Source organism: Actinacidiphila sp. bgisy160 (genome assembly GCF_057707815.1).
In genome coordinates this window covers 79,664-97,122 of the sequence record NZ_JBYIQW010000027.1, presented here as the reverse complement: position 1 = coordinate 97,122, position 17,459 = coordinate 79,664, and the positions used below count along the sequence as shown (strand labels likewise).

Sequence of the window (17,459 nt, the reverse complement as noted above, 5' to 3'; positions counted from 1 at the left end):
GACTCCGTACCGGCGGGTCAGCGCGTGGTGACCGCCTGGCTGACGTCGATCCACTCGCCATTGCCCGCCGTGCGCAGGCGCCCGGCGAGACCGGCGTCGTCGAAGGCCCGCTCGATGTCGGCGCGGGTCTCACTGAAGTGCGCCCATCCGTCGCAGTGGGCGGCCACGACCAACGGAGCCTCCAGTACGGAGGCGGCGGCACTCGCCCGCTGGGCGGTCAGGGTCAAGGGCCTGCCGCGCATTTTCGACGGCACGCGCGCCGCGCCCACGAACAGGACGGCCACGTCGACGGGCGGCACACGGCGGGAGATCTCGGCCACCACGGAGAGTGAGGCGTTGTCACCGCTGACGTAGACGGTGGGAAGCTCGTCCCCGCTCAGGACGAAGCCGGTGACCTCGCAGTTCACATGCCCCTGCTCGTCGCGCTCACCGTCGTCGGGACCGTGCTGGGCGGGCACGGCGTGGACGGTGACCGTGCCCCCGTCGGGGCGGGGAAGTCGCACACTGTCCCAGGGCGACAGCCCCTGCGCCGGGGTACCCAGACGCCGCGCGGCGGCGGGGCCGGTCAGCACCAGGGGCGATCCGAGGGCGAAGGCGCGGCCGCGGGTGTCCAGGTTGTCGGGGTGGAGGTCGTGGCTGACGAGGACGGCGTCCACCGGCCCGAGGGCGTCCTCACTGACGGCGGGCCCCGCGGTCTTGGTGAGGTATCCGTGGTCGCCCGGGTCGTCGAAGGTGGGGTCCGCCACCAGGCGCAGCCCGCCGATGTCGATCACCGTTGTGGGGCCCCCGAGGACGCTGATCGCACCTGGGCGGCGGGCGGGGCTGACCCGATCGTTCATGACGGCACCTTTCCTGGAGTGTGTCGCGCAGGACCCGTCGCCGAGCCCCGTGTGATCCCATCACACGGATCGCAGCGCTCGCGGGAGGCCAGTGGATCAGGGCCGCGAGGTCAGGCCCCCGGGGGACCGTTCTGGTTCACGGGCCAGATCGCCGCCGGATCGCAGCGGTCCGGACAGGCGGGCAGGTAGACCTCTTTTGGGCCTCTTTGTCGAGGAGCAGCCGGTAGGAATCGGCGCCGCTGCTGTAAGGCTGCTCCGGCCGGCCGGCCGGCCGGGCTCCGGCGCTGGAGGCGGGTACCTGCGCCGTCGACAGGCAGGGGAGGTCCGGCAGCCGAGCGTGTGCCGTGGCCGTGCCCGTCGAGGCTGCGCACTGGTCCGAGCCGGCCTTTCCGCCCCGGGGAACGCGGCTACCGGTGGCCGGCGGGTCCGCATGAGGGGAGGAGCGGGGCGATCCGCTGCCCCCGCACCCGCCGTGGCCGTTCCGGCCGTCCGGCGCCGCGTTCCGGCACCTGCTCGCGCGCATGATGCCCGCCGTCCTGGAATCGTGGCTGCGGGCCGTCTGCGACCGCGGACTGACCCAACGATCTTCAAGGATTGATGGTGAATCAAGCTACTTGCCCGTATTTACGTTCAATGTTCTACTTGTTTGACCGAGCAAGCATCACGGGTGTGGGGACGCCCATCGCTCGGGATATGGGGACGCGGCCTCGCGGTGATGAGCCACCGCGAGGCCGCTCATTTCTCGACTGCGCGCTGAACCCGCCCAGCCGCGCCGGAGTTCCGGCCGCCGCACCGACGAGCGCGAGCGGGCCGCCGTGGCGCCGACGTCGTCGTCGAGGCAGCCGGCGGGATGCCCGCGTGCACCGAGGGCTCTCCCGTTCGTCGCGCCCGACGGGAAGTACGTCGTCATCGGCCTGTGGGGCACATCGGGTACGCCGCCGGCCGGGCCGCGATTCCCGCTCGCCGCGATGGTCACGTACCGCTGCTCGCTCGAGCAGGCGCAGGGGAGTCGGACGCGTCGGCCGCGGCGAGCCGCTCAAGGCCGTGATCGTGCCGTAGCGACGGGCGGCCCGGATCCCCCGCCCGGGGTCCGACCGCGGGAGCGGCCGAAGCCGGCCCGTTGCGTACCCTTGCGGCATGCGCATGCGCCCCACCTTGAGCTGGACGCCCACCGAGGACCTGCCGCCGGGTACCACGGACGTGGGGCCGGTCGCCGATGCGCTGGGCACCGGCCGTGTGCTGGTGCTCAGCGGGGCGGGCATCTCCACGGAGTCGGGCATCCCCGACTACCGGGGCGAGGGCGGCAGCCTGAGCCGACACACCCCGATGACCTACCAGGACTTCACCGCCAGTGCCCAGGCCCGGCGGCGGTACTGGGCACGCAGCCACCTCGGCTGGCGCACCTTCGGCCGTGCCCGGGCCAACTCCGGGCACCGGGCCGTGGCCGCGTTCGGGCGGCACGGCCTGCTCTCGGGGGTGATCACCCAGAACGTCGACGGCCTGCACCAGGCCGCCGGCAGCGAGGACGTCGTGGAACTCCACGGAAGCCTGGCCCGGGTCGTCTGCCTCACGTGTGGCGCCGTCAGTCCGCGCGGCGAACTCGCCCGGCGGCTGGAGGAGGCCAACGCGGGCTTCGAGCCGGTGGCCGCCGGAATCAACCCGGACGGTGACGCCGACCTCACCGACGAACAGGTCGGCGACTTCCACGTGGTGCCCTGCGTGGTATGCGGCGGCATCCTCAAGCCGGACGTGGTGTTCTTCGGCGAAGCCGTACCGCCGCGGCGGGTCGAGCACTGCCGCGAACTGGTCCGCGAGGCGGCCTCGCTGCTGGTCCTGGGCTCCTCACTGACGGTGATGTCCGGGCTTCGCTTCGTCCGCCAGGCGGCCCAGGCAGGGAAGCCGGTGCTGATCGTCAACCGGGACCTCACCCGCGGCGACTCGCACGCCCTCACCAGGGTCGCGCTTCCGCTGGGAACCGCCCTCGCCTCCGTGGCCGAGCGGCTGGGCATCCCCGTCGACGGCGAGGCGGCGGCCCCGGCGAGCCGCTGACGGCGGCGCAGGCCGCGGTCCGCGCTCCGGCTCAGAGGGGCTGGACCCGGCGGGCGCAGCAGGCAGAATTCGTGGCCTTCCGGGTCGGCCAGGACGTACCGGCTCTCGGCGCCGGTCTGGCCGACGTCCGCGGGCCTGGCCCCGAGCCACCGCCACCGCTGGGCTTCCGGGGGCGGGGCCTTCCGCCTACAACTGCGCTGGGGCGGGACACGAACCGGCCGTCTGCACCTTCACCCATCCGTCCCCGAGCACCCGGACGGTCCTGTGCCCCGGGACACGGGACGCGGCGGGGGTCGGGACCGTGGAGGCACCGCCCACAGTCCCCGCCGGGGGCAGCGAGGCGGCCGACCCGCTCACACTGGCCACCGTGCACGCCAACTGCAGCATGGCCGGATGGGTGAACGCGGGGACGCCCTTGGGGAGCCGGACGGAGACGACGCCGCTGCCGACCCTCACGTCCAGCTCGCCGTCGAGGCCGAGGAGGGGCAGTTCCGTCGTGACCGTCGCGTTCTCGTTGGGGGCCGGTCCGGCGAACAGTGTCTGGACGGCGCCCGCCACGTCACCGGGGTGGACCGTCTTGCGGAGGTAGCTCTTCAGCTTGCCGTCGTGCAGGAAGTAGACGGAGAAGAGCATCGGATGCGCGGTCTTCGAGCTGGGGGAGGACATGCCGCTCGCCGGTTCGCCGGCCTCGATGACACCGGACGGCGGGACTCCGCACGCCGTCAGCGTGAGCGCGGCCGCGAATCCGGCCGCGAGCGCCGCCGGGCGCGCCCGTTTCACCGGGCACCCCCGTCCTCGGCCTCAGCGTCCTCGGCCTCAGCGTCGTCGGCCGCGGAGTCGCGGTGCAGGGGGAGCTCGACCGTGAACGATGTGCCCCCCCACGGCTGGTTGGCCGCACTGATGTGCCCTCCGTGCAGGTGCACGTTCTCCGCCGTGATGGCCAGGCCCAGTCCGCTGCTCTCACTCCTGGTCCGTGAACTGCTCGCCTTGTAGAAGCGTTCGAAGATGTGCGGCATGGCCTCCTCGGCTATCCCCGGTCCGTTGTCGGTCACCTCGATGACGGCCCACCTCACGTCCGCCCGCTCCTCCCGCACGCTCATGGCCAGCCGCACCGGCGGAGCACCGTGCCGCAGTGCGTTGCCGACCAGGTTGGCCAGCACCACGTCGAGCCGGCGCGGATCCACCCGGGCCCGGAGCACACCGGGCGCGGGCAGGTGGGTCTCCACCAGGCCCTGCCACCCCCGGGCGGCGAGGGTGTGCTGTACGAAGTCGGCCAGGTCGATCTCGTCCACGTTGAGCTCGGCCGCGCCCGCGTCGAAACGGGAGATCTCCATCAGGTCGTTCACCAGCACGCTCAGCCGGCTGGTCCCCTCGCTGATGAGCCGCAGCGCCTCACCGGACTCCCGGTCCAGGCGCGGCGCGTTCGCGTCCAGCACGTCGGTGACCGCCGACATCGCCGCCAGCGGCGTCCGCAGCTCGTGGGAGACGTCCGCGACGAAGCGGCGCGCCTGGGCCTCCAGGCGGCGCAGCTCCGCGACGGACCGCTCGAGTTCGGCGGCCGTGTGGTTGAAGGACTGGGAGAGGTCGGCCAGTTCGTCGGAACCGTTGACGGTCAGCCGGACGTCGAGGTGTCCCTCGGCCATGCGGCGCGTCGCCCCGCGCAGCGCCCGCACGGGACGGAGGACGCCGCTGGCGGCCGCCAGCGCCAGGACGACGGCGAGGCCCAGCGCGACCAGGGTGGCGTGCTCGATGGCGCTGACCATGGCATCGACGTAGGCCTGTTCGGTCTCCTGGGGCACGACCAGGTACATCACGAGACCCGACAGCCTGGACTCGGTGCCGTAGCCGCTGCCGTACGTGACCGGCATCCCGACGACGAGCCAGGGATGACCGTCGACGTTCACGCGCTGGAACACGGCGGCGCGTCTCGTGGCCACGGACCGGCGCAGTTCCGGCGTGAGCCGGTCGAAGTCGGCGCTCGGGGTATAGGCGCGGAGGCTGCCGTAGGTGGCCAAGACCCGCCCGCCCTGCGCCTGGTTGGCGCGGAACACCTGGTTCACCGCCGTCTGCAACTGCGACTGGTCCGGCGTCGCGGGGGTGTAGACGGCGACGGTGTTGACGCTTGCCCGGAACTGCCGGATGACCGCGTCCTGGCTCTGCTGCAGCACCCCTGTGCGCGCCTCCCGGAAGGTGACCGCTCCGGTGCTCAGGGCACCGGCCATGGTCACCAGGACGAAGGCCACGACAAGGCGGGATCGCAGGCCCCGCAGCGGGAGCGGGATCCTCGCCAGTGCCGCCCGGTAGAACCGCGTCCATCCGGGGCCCTGCCCGGTTGCTGATGCCTCGCGCTTGCGTACGGCCTTGCGCGCCCGCGCGGTTTCGCGGCGGCTCACGCGGTGCCGAAGCGGTAACCGAAGCCGCGTACGGTCTGGATGTACCGGGGCGCGCCGCCCAGTTCACCGAGCTTGCCGCGCAGCCGCTTCACGCAGGCGTCCACGAGCCGTATGTCGCCGTAGTAGCTGTGCTCCCAGACCGCCTCCAGCAGTTGCTGGCGGCTGAAGACCTGTCCGGGCGAGGCCGACAGGGTCAGCAGCAGCCGGAGTTCGGAGGGGGCGAGTGCGACGGGTTCACCGTGGTGCGTCACCACGAGCCCGGCCCGGTCGATGATCAGCTCCCCGTGCGACTCCGCCCTGGGCCGGAGGGTGTCGGAGGCCGGCGCGCCCTGCCTGCGCAGCACGGCCCGTATGCGTGCGTCGAGCACGCGGGCCTGCACCGGCTTGACGACGTAGTCGTCCGCACCGGCCTCGAGCCCCACGACCACATCGATGTCATCGCCCTTGGCGGTGACCATGATGATCGGCACCTGGTCGAGGTCGCGTATGCGCCGGCACACGTCGAGCCCGGATATCCCCGGCAGCATCAGGTCGAGCACGACGACGTCCGGACGGAAGGGGCGGAGCTGTTCCAGTCCCTCTTCACCCGTTCCGGCGGCGAAGACGTCATGCCCCTGGTGACGCAGGCCCAGTTGAACCGCCTTACGGACATCCGGGTCGTCTTCGACGATAAGGACTCGTGGCACCTCGCCAGTCTAAGCAGACCGCGAGCGGCGACCGGCCCGGGAAAGGCCCCTCGCGGGAGCTGTTACAGAAGGGTCATACCCGGGGTGTGCATGCGGTTTACGGTCGGCGGGGGTCGCCGGAAGGGCGCTCGTTACCTCTTCGTGACGCTTCGGGCTCATGGCGATCATCTGAGATGGCCAGTTTGAGCTGCCATGCATTCATCCCACCGCGCCGGGCGTCACCGGCCCTCCCGTCGCCGGCGCCGTCCGCGCCGCCGGGGCAGGGGCTATCTGGTCGTCACACTGGTGGTCGCCGGGCTGCTCGGCTCCGTCGCGTTCTTCCTGGACGACGGGCGAAGCGACGCGTCGAGCGCCGCGTCGCACCCGCGGCGCGTGGCGCACGTCACGCCGAGGCCCACCCCGACGCCCACCCCCACCCCGACCCCCACCCCCACCCCGACGCCGACGCCGACGCCGAAGTCCACGCCCACCAAGATCGACGTCCCCGCGACGGGCAGCGGCACGTTCGTCACCGCGCAGGCGTCGGGGGAGCAGGTCGGTCACGGTCCGCGTCCGCTGCGCTACGTGGTGAAGGTCGAGAGTGGCCTCGCCGTCTCGCCCGAACAGGCGGCCAGCGAGATCGCCGGCATACTCGCCGCCCCCCGCGGCTGGACCCACAACCCGGCCTACGCGTTCAGGTTGGTCAGCGCGGGCCAGCCCCACGACCTCACCGTGAGCATCGCGACACCGGGGACGGCCGACGCCCTGTGCTGGTCGGGCATCCACCAGGACACCCAAGGCGAGTACAACTGCGAGGTCTCCGGCGGGGTCGTGGTGAACCTCAAGCGCTGGGCCGAGGGCTCGCCCACGTTCGACGGCCCGATCCACGAATACCGGGCGCTGATCATCAACCACGAGATGGGGCACTTCCTCGGCTACACGCACACGACGTGCGCGGGCGCCGGGCAACCGGCCCCCGTGATGATGCAGCAGATCAAGGGCCTGCACGGATGCGTCGCCAACGCCTGGCCCTACGACCGGAACGGTCACTTCGTGACCGGGCCGCACGTGCGGTGAAGGTAGGACGGCGGAGGCGGCGTGGGGCAGCGGTGGCGTCGAGGGCCGGCTGATACACGGTTGATGCCCGGCCGCGCGGTACCGGATGCCCGGCGGGGGACCGGCTCACGCATGATGGAGGGCCGGTACCTGCGTCCGATGGGAAGAGATGTCGGTTTTGGTGACAGAGGGGGCGGCGGCCCCCGCGCCCGTGGCGGTGCTGCTCGTCGAGGACGACGAGGTGATCCGCAGATCGGTCGCCATGGCGCTGGAGCGCTACGGCTACCGCGTCACGTCCGCCGCCGACGGCCTGACCGGGCTCGAACTGTTCCGGGAGGGCCGCCACGACCTGCTCCTGCTGGACGTGATGCTGCCGGGCCTGGACGGGATCGGGCTGTGCCGCCGGGTCAGGGAGACCAGCATGGATCCCATCCTGATGATGTCCGCGCGAGGCGATGCCCTGGACGTGGTCTCCGGCCTGGAGGCGGGCGCCGACGACTACGTGGTCAAGCCCGTGGACACCGCGGTCCTGGTGGCCCGGATCCGCTCCCTGTTGCGGCGGGCGACCTTCACCCCCGTCGCCGCCCCGTCCGCGGCCCCGTCCGCCACCCCGGCCCCGGCGGGGTCGGAGGACTCCGGCCGGCTCGCCTTCGGCGACCTGACGATCGACACCGCGGGCCTCGAGGTGTTCCGTGCGGGCGAACCCGTCGCGCTCGCCCCCACCGAGCTGCGGCTGCTCCTGGAGTTCGCCGCGAACCCCGGCATCGTGCTGGACCGGAACACTTTGCTGCGCAACGTGTGGGATTACGGCTGGGACGGCGACAGCCGCGTGGTGGACCTCTGCGTGCAGCGCCTGCGGAAGAAGATCGGAGCCGAACGGATCGCGACGGTCCGCGGGTTCGGCTACAAGTTGCGGCGCTGAGGTGGACACCATCAGCGACCTGCTCAACTGGCGCTCGCTGCGCTGGAAGACCGCCCTGCTCGTCGCCGTGGCCTGCTGCGCCGTCGCGCTGACGGTCGGGGTACTGGTCCACCGCAGCACCCTGGAACGCTCCATGAACGACGGCGGGGCGAAGGCCGTGGCGCAGTTGTCCTCGGCCCTGGGGGAGTACGAGCGCGACGGCGCGCCGCCCGGCGGGCTGGAGACGTCGCCCGCGGCGATGCCCGCCGAACTGCTCGACCGGCTGCGGCACGGGCAGGGTCCGAGCACCGGGTACGCCACCTGGTACGACGGCGACAGTCCCGGCGACCACCCGGAGATGTGGGCGGCGCGGATGTACCGGGGCGGGCCGGTGGCGATCAGCACCGACATGACGTCCGACCTGCTCACCCGGCGCGCCCTGGACCGGCACATGTGGAAGTACTCCCTGGTCGCGCTCGCCGTCGTCCTGCCGCTGACGGCGCTCTCGGCCGAGCTGCCCCATCGCAGGCTGCGGCGCGTGGCGCGGACCGCGCGCCGTATCGCGGCCGGTGACCTGGCCGCGAGGACCGGGGCCGGGCCCGGCGGCCGCGGCGGCGACGAGATCACCGAGATCTCCGCCACCGTCGACTCCATGGCCGACAGCCTGCTCGCGCGGCTGACCGCCGAGCAGCGCTTCACCGCCGACGTCGCCCATGAACTGCGCACCCCGCTGATGGGCCTGGTCACCGCGAGCGGGCTGCTGCCCGAGGGGGAGGCCACCGACCTCGTCCGGGACCGGGTGGGGGTGCTGAGGGTCCTGGTGGAGGACCTGCTGGAGATCTCCCGGCTGGACGCGGGCGCCGAACGGGCCGAGCTCAGGCCCGTCCCCCTGGCCGAGCTGGTCGAGGACGCGCTGGACCGCACCGGACTGCCGACGCGGTTCGTCCCGGCCGGTGCCGGCTCCGCCCGCACCGACCCGCGCCGGGTCGACCGGATCGTGGCCAACCTCGTCGCCAACGCCCATCGGCACGGCAGCGCGCCCGTCGAGGTCGCGGTGGCGGGGACCACCGTGACGGTACGGGACCACGGTCCGGGATTCCCCCGCGAGCTGCTCGCGGACGGGCCCCAGCGGTTCCGCACCGGGGCGTCGGAGCGCGGGCGGGGCCACGGCCTCGGGCTGACCATCGCGCTCGGCCAGGCCCGGGTCATCGGCGCGGCGCTGTCCTTCGCCAACGCGCCCGACGGCGGCGCCGTCGCCACCCTCCGGTTGCCCGTGGCCGACTGAGGCACCCCGTGGGCGCGGTGCGCGCCGGCGCCGATACACGACGGATGACCGGCCGAGCGGTGGCGGAGGCACGGTCACGGCCGGTCCGACATCAGCGCGGCCCACGGTGGGCGGTGTGCGTGAAAGCCACGCCGTGACCCGTGGAGGTGCCAGTCCATGCGCCAAGTCCCCGAAGCCCGCGAGCGTGACACCGGGCGTCCGCCGCGGCCGCGGCCCGCCGGCCTGTCGCACCTGCCGGGCGGGTCACGTCGTCCCCGGCGCGTCCCCGCTCCGGTCGCGGTCGGCGCCGCCGCCCTGGTCACCCTGCTCGTTCTGGGCTCGCTGGTCGTCATCACGGGCGACTCGGGCGGTGACGGGGCCGGTACGACCACGACGGGCGGCCGTCACGGAGCCCGGCCGCACCCTCCGGTGTCGCTGCCCTGGCCCCACCAAGGGCAGGCGAGCGTCCTCGTCGAAGGGCTCGGTGACAGTGGTGACCTCGGGAACCGGGGTGCGCAGAACCCGGTGCCGATCGCCAGCGTCGCCAAGGTGATGACCGCGTACGTGATCCTGCGCGACCATCCGCTGCGCGACGGCGCGTCCGGCCCCATGGTCGCCGTCGACCGGCAGGCCGCGGACGAGTCCGTGTCCGGCGTGGAGTCCAGCGTGCCGCTCAGCAAGGGCCGGAGGCTGAGCGAACGGCGGCTGCTGGAAATGATGCTGATCCCCTCCGGCAACAACGTCGCCCGTCTGCTCGCCCGTTGGGACGCGGGCTCACAGGAGGCGTTCGCCGCCAAGATGAACCGGGCCGCCGACGACCTCGGCATGGACCGGACGACCTACACCGGGGCCAGCGGCATCGAGTCCACGACCACCAGCACCTCCGGCGACCAGCTGAAGCTGGCCCGACAGGTCATGCGCGACCCGGTGTTCAGGGCGATCGTCGCCCTGCCCAGTACGACCGTGCCCGGCGTGCCCGGCTCCATCCCCAACACCAACACCCTGCTCGGCACGTCCGGCGTGATCGGGCTCAAGACCGGCTCCAGCACCCCCGCCGGCGGCGCCCTGATGTGGGCGGCCACCGCACCCGACCGCCACGGACACGGCCATCTCGCTCTCGGTGTCGTCCTCCACCAGCATCCCGGCACCAGCCCGCAGGAGGGCCTGAACGCCGTCCTGGGCACCAGTCGCGTCCTTGTGGAAGGCGTACGCCGGTGGGTGGCCGGGACGGAAACCGCCTCCGCTGCCGGTGCCCGGGCCGGGGACCGGTGAACCGACCGTGACCACCCTCCTTCGTCCCCCCGGCGCCCCGCCGGAACCCGCGGCGGCACGACGGCACGACAGGTGCCCCGGCATCTGGCGCCGCGGGCGCGTCCCCGCCGCCCTCGCGGCGGCGGCCACCCTGGTGATGTCCGGTCACGCCCACGTCCCCCACGATCCCGGCCACCTCGGCAGCCTCGTCGAGACCTTCCTGCCCTGGACCGGCCTGGTCGTCCCGCTCCTGCTGCTGTGCGCCCTGTTGCGGCGCTCCGCGACCGCCGCCGTCGCCGTGCTGCTGCCGGCCGTCGTGTGGGGCTCGCTCTTCGGCGGGACGCTGACCGACAAGCGGGCGGCCGGCGGGGACCTTACGGTGGTGACGCACAACGCCAACGAGCGGAACCCGGACCCGGCGCAAACCGCCCGGGCCCTGGCGGCCTCCGGCGCCGACCTCGTGGCCATCGAGGAACTGGGCGACAACGCACCGGCGTACGACAAGGCGCTGCGCGCCGCCTACCCCCACCACGTGGTGCGCGGCACGGTCGGCCTGTGGAGCCGCCACCCGCTCGCCGACGCCCGGACGGTCGACATCGCGCCCTGGCCGCGCGCCCTGCGTGCCACCGCCCGCACACCCAAGGGGCCGGTCGCCGTCTACGTCGCCCACCTGCTGTCCGTCCGGTTCACGCCCGCGTACGGCTTCACCACGGACGGGCGGGACGCCGCCGCCCGCGCCCTGGCCATCGCGCTGCGCGCCGAACCACTGCCCCGCACCCTGCTGATGGGCGACTTCAACGGCACCTCGGACGACCAGGCCCTGTCCGCGGTCACCTCCCAACTGCGCTCGGCCCAGGCGGAGTCGGGTGCCGGGTTCGGTCTGAGCTGGCCGGCGTCCTTTCCCGTGGCCCGGATCGACCACATCCTGGTGCGCGGCCTGGAACCGCGGTCGGCCTGGACCCTCCCGTCCACAGGCAGCGACCATCTGCCGGTCGCGGCATCGGTCCGTCTGTAGGGCCCGCGTGGCCGCGGTGTCGGCGTCCGGCCGGCGTGCCGGACGCCGAACGGGCCTTCCGGCTCGCCCGCCGCCCTCGCCCGCAGTATCTCGGCGATCTCCCGCTCGGCGTGCTCCGTACGCGGCCGGTCGCCGTGACCGGTGCGTCGACGCAGGCTACGTGGAAACCGCAGCCGGCCACGAGGAGGCGTGCACGGCCTGCCATCGCGGGCCACTTCTGGGGCGGGCTCTTTCCTGGTACGGGTGTTACCAGGAACGAAGCCCGCCCGGGCGGGTGCCCTTGGGCCACGCTCCGAGGGGTGACCACGGGATCCCCTTGGAAGATCAGCCCTCAGCCGCTTGCGCCGCGCCTGGAGCGCGGCTCGGTGCACGACGACGCGTGCCCGAGCTTCCAGGGCGCGGTCGAGCTCGTCGGGCGCCGCTGGACGGGGGCGATCCTGTTCGCGGCGTCCCAGGGCGCGCGCCGCTTCGGCGAGTACCGCTCCGTCATCCCGAGCACCCCCGCGCAGATCCGCTACGCGCTCGCCCCCGACGGCCAGGCACTCATCGACGCCCTGCAGCCGCTGGCGCAGTGGAGCGCGCACCGGCTGCGCCGCGCCGGAGAGAAACAGCCCGGAATGGGTGTATATCGCCTGAAATGGGTAATATCTACGCAAAATCTCCGGAAGTAGCGCAGAGGGGTGCCTCATGACCCGAGGAGCCGAGGGAATGCCTTACCCCACTCCCCGAGCCGACGTCGACCTGGCCCGCGAATGCGGCGCGTGCCTCGGCTGGGGAACCGTCGTCACCGACCAAGGCCGACACGAACTCTGTCCCGACTGCCAGGGCGACCAGTTCGCCGCACCACAACGTGTCAGGGCCGTGCGGCTGAGGCCCGGCAGCCGCTACAACTCACCCCGCTGACCCCTCCGCCCACCCGCGTGGACTGGACGGGCGTCGCCGTCTCACCACACCTCGGGGCCGCCGCCGCGCCACTCCACCTGCGCGGGATCGCTCAGGCTGATCGTTCCGGCGTCGTACCCGGCGAGCCACAGGAATCGCATCAGGTCCGCGAGACGGTACGCGGTACCGAAGTAGTCGCCCCGGATCACGACCCTTCGTCCGTCGACCGGAGGTTCCACGATCACCGGCGGTCCCTCGGTGCGCATAATCCCAGCCTGCCCAGTCACCGGCGAGGACGCACCGCGGCCCGTCAGGCCGTCAACGGGAGCCCGCCGACGATCTTGCTGCCGTGGTTGCGGGGGCCGACGGTGCTGACGGCGCAGTAGTCCGTCTCCCCGGCCGCCGGCCTGCCCACGGCGTCCCGGTGGTCGGTGTGGACCCGGGGTGCTGGGCGACCGCGGGCATGCCGGCGAGGAAGGCGTCGGCGGTGGCTCCGGCCCGCCGACGGGCTGCCCATCCTCGCCTCCTGGGCCGCGGACCGGTCGCTTTCCGCCGCGCCCGCCGACTGAACGGCCGCCTCAGGACTCCTGTTCGAGCAGTTCCCGGCAGGCGGCGCGCGCGATCCACGCCTGGGTGCGGTCGAAGGTCCAGCCCCGTTCACCGACGAGCGTGAGCCAGGCGTGCGGGCCCAGGTGGAACCACAGCAGGTCGACGGCCTCGGCTCGGCTCACGTCGGCGCGCAGCGCGTCGAGTGCCAGGAGGCGGTTCGCGACCCGGGTCAAAGCCTGTACGTAGTCGTCGGCGCCCTTGTCCAGCACCGTCTTGACGGCCGGTTCCCCCGGCGGGTTCCGGTAGAAGAGCCCGTACACCAGATCCCAGTGGCGTTCGTGAGTGAGCCGGGTGCCCTCCGCGGTCAGCTCGATCACGGCGCGCGGGTCGTCGGCGGCCTCGACCGCGGCGAGGGAGTCGGCGATGGCGGGATCCGTGAGGGCCGGCTCCAGCAGGGCCGTGAGGATCTTCGGCTTGTTCCCCACGCTGCTGTACACGGTGGGCACGGCGACGTTCCCCGCCTCCGCGATCTCCCCGATGGTCACGCCGGCGTACCCGCGCGCCAGGAAGAGCGCATGGGCGCTGCCCAGGATCGCTTCGCGCGTGGCGGCCGCCGAATGGGCGCGGAGGGGTGAGTGGTACTTCCGGCTCGTCACCGACGCATCGTACCCCTGCACCGTCAGTGATTTTATTGACAATAATTGCTTCTAATGAATATGTTCCGCACCATGAACCACTCCTCCCAAGAGCCCATGGCCGTCATCGAGACCCGGCTCGCCCACGAGGTCCACCGCGTGGCCACCACCCTGCTGGCAGAGGCGGCCGTTCGCCCCTCCGTACCCCTGGGCACGCTGGCCCGGTTGCGCGACTTCCTCGTGGTCAACCTGCGCCACCACCACGAGACCGAGGACGAGGACCTGTGGCCGCAGATCGTCGCGACGGCGCCGGCCACCGCGGACGCGCTCAAGGAGCTCAGCGCGGAACACGAGCACCTGGACGAGGCCCTCGACCGGCTCGCCGCCGTCGTGCTGGGCGACGACGCCGACGGAGTCCGGGCGGCGCTCCACGAGGCGGCCACCGCCGTACGCGACACCGTGCACGGCCACCTGGCCCATGAGGAGCCCATCCTCTTCCCCGCCCTGCGCGAGCACGTCACCCCCGAGTACTGGGCGGACTTCTCGCAGCGGGTGATCGCCACCACGCCGCCCGTGGCAGGACACCTCATGATCGGTTTCCTCGACGAGGTGGGCACCCCCGAGGAGGTCGCCCTCATGCTCGCGGCCCTGCCGGAGCCGGTGCAGCCGCTCGTACCCGCCCTGCGCCGGCAGGCGGCGGACGACCTCCGGACCCTGCGCGGCGTCGCGGCCTGACCCGGGAAAGAGAGGCGGGCGGCCGGACGGGGGACGGTCGCCGGCGCGGTCCCGCGCCGAGGGCGGATGCGGCAAGCCGGAGCGGGGCCGCGTTTCCACGGTGCGCCGGAGGCCGGCCGCCATCGAAACCATCGGGCTGGGCAGGCGTTACCGCCGCGGGTGGGCGCTGCCCGACACCACCTTCCTTCCGCCTGCCCGCCTGCCCGCCTGCCCGCCTGCCCGCCTGCCCGGCAACCGCTCCTCTCCTCGACGACCGTTGCCCAGGACGCGATCCGCGGCGGATCGTTGTGCTCAGGCCACCCGGTACGGCTCCGCCCGCTTGTCGCGGAACTTCAGTCCCAGGCCCGGCACCCCGTCGGCGCCGGGGGCGATGGTGCCGCCGCCGGGGTCCAGGGTGCCGTCGAAGAGCATCTGCTCGATCCGCACGTGGTCGTGGAACCACTCCAGGTGCCGCAGGTTCGGCGCCGCCGCGGCCGCGTGCGCGTGGACGTGCGGGGCGCAGTGCCCGGAAAGATCGACGCCGAAGGCGTGCGCCAGGGCCGACACGCGCAGCCAGGCGGTCAGGCCGCCGCAACGGGTCGCGTCGGCCTGCAGGCAGTCCACGGCCCCCGCCCGCAGCATGTGGCCGAAGTACGGCAAGGTGTAGCCGTACTCGCCCGCGGCCACCTCCGGCACGATCCGGGACCGCACCTGCGCGAGGCCCGCGAGGTGGTCGGAGGAGACGGGCTCCTCGAACCACGTCACCCCCAGATCGTGCAGAAAACGCGCCAACCCGACGGCCTGCTTCACGCCGTAGGCACCGTTGGCGTCGACGTACAGCGCCGCCGCCTCGCCGATGCTGCGCCGCGCCCACACCACGCGATCGCGGTCACGGTCGTCGTCCGACCCCCAGGACTGCCCGATCTTGATCTTGACGCGGGGGATGCCCTGCTCCTCGACCCAGCCGCGCAGCTGCCGATCTTGCCGGGCGTCGTCGTACGTGGTGAACCCGCCGCTCCCGTAGATGGGGACGTCGCCTCTCGCCCGGCCGAAGAGCCGCACGAGGGGCAGGCCAAGGAGCCGGGCCTTCAGGTCCCACAGGGCGATGTCGACGGCCGAGACGGCCCCCGCCACCAGGCCGGGCAGTCCGGCGTTGCGGACCGCCCGGCACATCGCCCCGTTCGCCGCGGGCACGTCCCAGGCGCTCGTACCGGTCACGACCGGTGCGAGCTGTGCGGTCACGACCTGGGCGGTGGCGGGCGCCCCGTACGTCCAGCCGATCCCGGTGGTGCCGCCGGAGCGCGCCCGCACCAGCACGAGCGTGGTGGAGTCCCAGGTCAGGGTGCCGTCACCCTCGGGCGCGTCGGTGGGCACCGTGTACGCCGCGGCCTCCACGGCCTCCACCACCGGCGCGTCGGCCGCAGCGGGAGGAGTCACTGCTCGCCGTGCCCGTGGCGTCCCCTGCCCGGCAGCATCTCCTGCACCTTCGCCTTGAGGCCCTGCCGGACCATGGCGGCCCGGTCGGAGTCCCCCTTGAGGACGGACGCCGCCGCGGCCTCGATCTGGTCGAGTGTGGCGTGCGGCGGGATCGGCGGGACCGCCGGGTCGGTGCGGAAGTCCAGGACGAAGGGCCGGTCCGCGGCCAGCGCCCGCTGCCAGGCGTCCTCGACCTCGCCGGGCTTCTCCACGCGCAGGCCGTCGAGTCCGATGGAGCGGGCGACGTCCGCGTAGGCGACGTCCGGCAGGGCCTGCGAGGGCAGGAACTGCGGTGCGCCGGACATGGCGCGCATCTCCCAGGTCACCTGGTTGAGGTCGCCGTTGTTGAGGACGGCGACGACCATCCGCGGATCGGACCAGTCCCGGTAGTACTTGGCGGCGGTGATGAGTTCGGCCATCCCGTTCATCTGCATCGCGCCGTCACCGACCAGGGCGATCGCCGGCCGCTCCGGGTGCGCGAACTTCGCGCCGATCACGTACGGCACACCGGGTCCCATGGTGGCGAGCGTGCCGGACAGGGAGCCGCGCATGCCGCCGCGCATCCGCAGGTGCCTGGCGTACCAGTTGGCCGCGGAACCGGAGTCGGCGGCCAGGATGACGTCCTCGGGCAGGAGTGCGTCCAAGGCGTGCACGACGTACTCGGGGTTGATCGGGTCCGCTTCGACGCCGGCGCGGCGTTCCATGACCTCCCACCAGCGGGCCGTGTCCTTCTCGATCTTCTTGCGCCAGCCGCCGTGCTTCTTGCGCTTCAGCCTCGGCAGCAGCCGCGTCAGGGTCGCCTTGGCGTCGCCGACCAGGTTGACCTCGAACGGGTAGCGCAGGCCCACCATGAACGGGTCGATGTCGATCTGCACCGCGCGTGCCTGGCCGAACTCCGGCATGAACTGGGTGTACGGGAAGCTGGAGCCGATGACCAGCAGGGTGTCGCAGTCCTGCATCATCTCGTAACTGGGCCGCGTGCCCAGCAGCCCGATCGCCCCGGTGACGTAGGGCAGTTCGTCGGAGAGCGCGTCCTTGCCGAGCAGCGCCTTGGCCACGCCGGCCCCGAGCGTGTCCGCGAGCTGCTCCACCTCCGGCCGCGCCGAGCGCGCCCCTTGGCCGATCAGCACCGCCACCTTCTCGCCGGCGTTGAGCACCTCGGCCGCGCGGTCCAGCTCGGCGTCGCCCGGGACGGGGGCGAAGGAGGGCATGCCCAGGCTGGAGGGCACCATCTTGAAGGCGTGCTGCGGAGGGGAGTAGTCGAGCTCCTGGACGTCGGCCGGGATGATCACGGCGGTGACCGTTCGTTTCGCGGCCGCCACCCGCATCGCGCGGTCGATGACGTTGGGCAGCTGCTCGGGGACGGTCACCATCTCCACGTACTCCGAGGCGACGTCCTTGAACAGACTCAGCAGATCCACTTCCTGCTGGTACGAGCCGCCCATCGCGCTGCGGTTGGTCTGCCCGACGATCGCGACCACCGGTACGTGGTCGAGCTTCGCGTCGTACAGGCCGTTGAGCAGGTGGATGGCGCCGGGGCCCGAGGTCGCCGCGCAGACGCCGACCCTGCCGGAGAACTTGGCGTAGCCCACCGCTTGGAAGGCGGCCATCTCCTCGTGGCGGGCCTGGACGAAGCGCGGGTCGTCGTCCGCCCTGCCCCAGGCGGCGAGCAGACCGTTGATGCCGTCACCTGGATAGGCGAAGACATGGTCGACGTCCCATTCCCGCAGCCGCTGCAGAACGAAGTCGGACACCTTGATGGACACGGGG

General features: G+C 72.8%; 16 protein-coding genes and 1 pseudogene. 8 read left to right on the top strand and 9 right to left on the bottom strand.

Annotation, left to right across the window (positions count from 1 at the left end):
• Positions 1 to 17 precede the first annotated feature (17 nt).
• On the bottom strand, positions 18 to 839 hold the full coding sequence (locus tag AC3EUJ_RS21790) for an MBL fold metallo-hydrolase (RefSeq protein ID WP_431963827.1): 822 nt from the start codon (positions 837 to 839) through the stop codon (positions 18 to 20).
• Positions 840 to 1,976: 1,137 nt separating this feature from the next.
• Here AC3EUJ_RS21790 and AC3EUJ_RS21785 point away from each other — a divergent pair.
• Complete coding sequence (locus AC3EUJ_RS21785; protein WP_431963825.1) at positions 1,977 to 2,888, top strand: NAD-dependent protein deacetylase; 912 nt, start codon at positions 1,977 to 1,979, stop codon at positions 2,886 to 2,888.
• A gap of 31 nt (positions 2,889 to 2,919) precedes the next feature.
• Here AC3EUJ_RS21785 and AC3EUJ_RS21780 read toward each other — a convergent pair.
• From AC3EUJ_RS21780 to AC3EUJ_RS21765, 4 genes and pseudogenes are all read right to left on the bottom strand, one after another.
• Positions 2,920 to 3,040 (bottom strand): annotated as a pseudogene (locus AC3EUJ_RS21780) (VOC family protein); the annotation flags it as partial.
• A gap of 34 nt (positions 3,041 to 3,074) precedes the next feature.
• Positions 3,075 to 3,668 (bottom strand): hypothetical protein, encoded by a 594-nt coding sequence (locus AC3EUJ_RS21775; protein ID WP_431963823.1) that lies wholly within the window; start codon positions 3,666 to 3,668, stop codon positions 3,075 to 3,077.
• The gene (locus tag AC3EUJ_RS21770) at positions 3,665 to 5,281 is read right to left on the bottom strand and encodes a sensor histidine kinase (RefSeq protein WP_431963821.1); all 1,617 of its coding nucleotides are present in this window, start codon (positions 5,279 to 5,281) and stop codon (positions 3,665 to 3,667) included. The genes AC3EUJ_RS21775 and AC3EUJ_RS21770 overlap by 4 nt, the downstream gene beginning before the upstream one ends.
• Positions 5,278 to 5,967 (bottom strand): response regulator, encoded by a 690-nt coding sequence (locus AC3EUJ_RS21765; RefSeq protein WP_431963819.1) that lies wholly within the window; start codon positions 5,965 to 5,967, stop codon positions 5,278 to 5,280. The genes AC3EUJ_RS21770 and AC3EUJ_RS21765 overlap by 4 nt, the downstream gene beginning before the upstream one ends.
• 192 nt (positions 5,968 to 6,159) lie before the next feature.
• Here AC3EUJ_RS21765 and AC3EUJ_RS21760 point away from each other — a divergent pair, with 192 nt between their 5' ends.
• The 6 genes from AC3EUJ_RS21760 to AC3EUJ_RS21735 all read left to right on the top strand — a co-directional run bounded on the left by AC3EUJ_RS21760 (position 6,160) and on the right by AC3EUJ_RS21735 (position 12,104).
• On the top strand, positions 6,160 to 7,023 hold the full coding sequence (locus AC3EUJ_RS21760) for a DUF3152 domain-containing protein (RefSeq protein ID WP_431963817.1): 864 nt from the start codon (positions 6,160 to 6,162) through the stop codon (positions 7,021 to 7,023).
• A 148-nt stretch (positions 7,024 to 7,171) separates the two neighbouring features.
• The gene (cseB, locus tag AC3EUJ_RS21755; protein WP_431963815.1) at positions 7,172 to 7,924 is read left to right on the top strand and encodes a two-component system response regulator CseB; all 753 of its coding nucleotides are present in this window, start codon (positions 7,172 to 7,174) and stop codon (positions 7,922 to 7,924) included.
• 1 nt (position 7,925) lies between these two features.
• Positions 7,926 to 9,188 carry an ATP-binding protein gene (locus AC3EUJ_RS21750; RefSeq protein WP_431963813.1) on the top strand — a complete coding sequence of 421 codons (1,263 nt, stop codon included), beginning with the start codon at positions 7,926 to 7,928 and terminating at the stop codon, positions 9,186 to 9,188.
• A gap of 156 nt (positions 9,189 to 9,344) precedes the next feature.
• Positions 9,345 to 10,439, top strand: a complete 1,095-nt coding sequence (locus tag AC3EUJ_RS21745) for a D-alanyl-D-alanine carboxypeptidase family protein (protein ID WP_431963811.1) — start codon at positions 9,345 to 9,347, stop codon at positions 10,437 to 10,439.
• 136 nt (positions 10,440 to 10,575) lie between these two features.
• Positions 10,576 to 11,433, top strand: coding sequence for an endonuclease/exonuclease/phosphatase family protein (locus AC3EUJ_RS21740; RefSeq protein WP_431963836.1), 858 nt, complete (start codon positions 10,576 to 10,578; stop codon positions 11,431 to 11,433).
• 299 nt (positions 11,434 to 11,732) lie between these two features.
• Positions 11,733 to 12,104, top strand: coding sequence for a winged helix-turn-helix transcriptional regulator (locus AC3EUJ_RS21735; RefSeq protein WP_431963809.1), 372 nt, complete (start codon positions 11,733 to 11,735; stop codon positions 12,102 to 12,104).
• A 273-nt stretch (positions 12,105 to 12,377) separates the two neighbouring features.
• Here the strand turns inward: AC3EUJ_RS21735 and AC3EUJ_RS21730 are convergent, their stop codons facing one another.
• Positions 12,378 to 12,581, bottom strand: a complete 204-nt coding sequence (locus tag AC3EUJ_RS21730) for a hypothetical protein (RefSeq protein WP_431963807.1) — start codon at positions 12,579 to 12,581, stop codon at positions 12,378 to 12,380.
• Between the two features lie 312 nt (positions 12,582 to 12,893).
• Positions 12,894 to 13,520, bottom strand: a complete 627-nt coding sequence (locus tag AC3EUJ_RS21725; RefSeq protein ID WP_431963805.1) for a TetR/AcrR family transcriptional regulator — start codon at positions 13,518 to 13,520, stop codon at positions 12,894 to 12,896.
• Positions 13,521 to 13,592: 72 nt separating this feature from the next.
• Here AC3EUJ_RS21725 and AC3EUJ_RS21720 point away from each other — a divergent pair, with 72 nt between their 5' ends.
• Positions 13,593 to 14,234 (top strand): hemerythrin domain-containing protein, encoded by a 642-nt coding sequence (locus AC3EUJ_RS21720; protein WP_431963803.1) that lies wholly within the window; start codon positions 13,593 to 13,595, stop codon positions 14,232 to 14,234.
• Positions 14,235 to 14,525: 291 nt separating this feature from the next.
• On the opposite strand, the gene AC3EUJ_RS21715 is transcribed toward AC3EUJ_RS21720, so the two are convergent.
• Positions 14,526 to 15,650, bottom strand: coding sequence for an enolase C-terminal domain-like protein (locus AC3EUJ_RS21715; RefSeq protein ID WP_431963801.1), 1,125 nt, complete (start codon positions 15,648 to 15,650; stop codon positions 14,526 to 14,528).
• The gene (locus AC3EUJ_RS21710; RefSeq protein ID WP_431963799.1) at positions 15,647 to 17,455 is read right to left on the bottom strand and encodes a thiamine pyrophosphate-requiring protein; all 1,809 of its coding nucleotides are present in this window, start codon (positions 17,453 to 17,455) and stop codon (positions 15,647 to 15,649) included. Before AC3EUJ_RS21710 ends, AC3EUJ_RS21715 begins: the two co-directional genes overlap by 4 nt.
• Positions 17,456 to 17,459: the final 4 nt, after the last annotated feature.

What these genes read in the sequence shown, in the direction of transcription:
- AC3EUJ_RS21730 (WP_431963807.1), bottom strand. Translation starts at nt 12,581, where the DNA reads ATGCGCACCGAGGGACCGCCGGTGATCGTGGAACCTCCGGTCGACGGA.
- AC3EUJ_RS21740 (WP_431963836.1), top strand. Translation starts at nt 10,576, where the DNA reads ATGTCCGGTCACGCCCACGTCCCCCACGATCCCGGCCACCTCGGCAGC.
- AC3EUJ_RS21760 (WP_431963817.1), top strand. Translation starts at nt 6,160, where the DNA reads ATGCATTCATCCCACCGCGCCGGGCGTCACCGGCCCTCCCGTCGCCGG.
- AC3EUJ_RS21790 (WP_431963827.1), bottom strand. Translation starts at nt 839, where the DNA reads ATGAACGATCGGGTCAGCCCCGCCCGCCGCCCAGGTGCGATCAGCGTC.
- cseB (WP_431963815.1), top strand. Translation starts at nt 7,172, where the DNA reads ATGTCGGTTTTGGTGACAGAGGGGGCGGCGGCCCCCGCGCCCGTGGCG.
- AC3EUJ_RS21745 (WP_431963811.1), top strand. Translation starts at nt 9,345, where the DNA reads ATGCGCCAAGTCCCCGAAGCCCGCGAGCGTGACACCGGGCGTCCGCCG.
- AC3EUJ_RS21720 (WP_431963803.1), top strand. Translation starts at nt 13,593, where the DNA reads ATGAACCACTCCTCCCAAGAGCCCATGGCCGTCATCGAGACCCGGCTC.
- AC3EUJ_RS21785 (WP_431963825.1), top strand. Translation starts at nt 1,977, where the DNA reads ATGCGCATGCGCCCCACCTTGAGCTGGACGCCCACCGAGGACCTGCCG.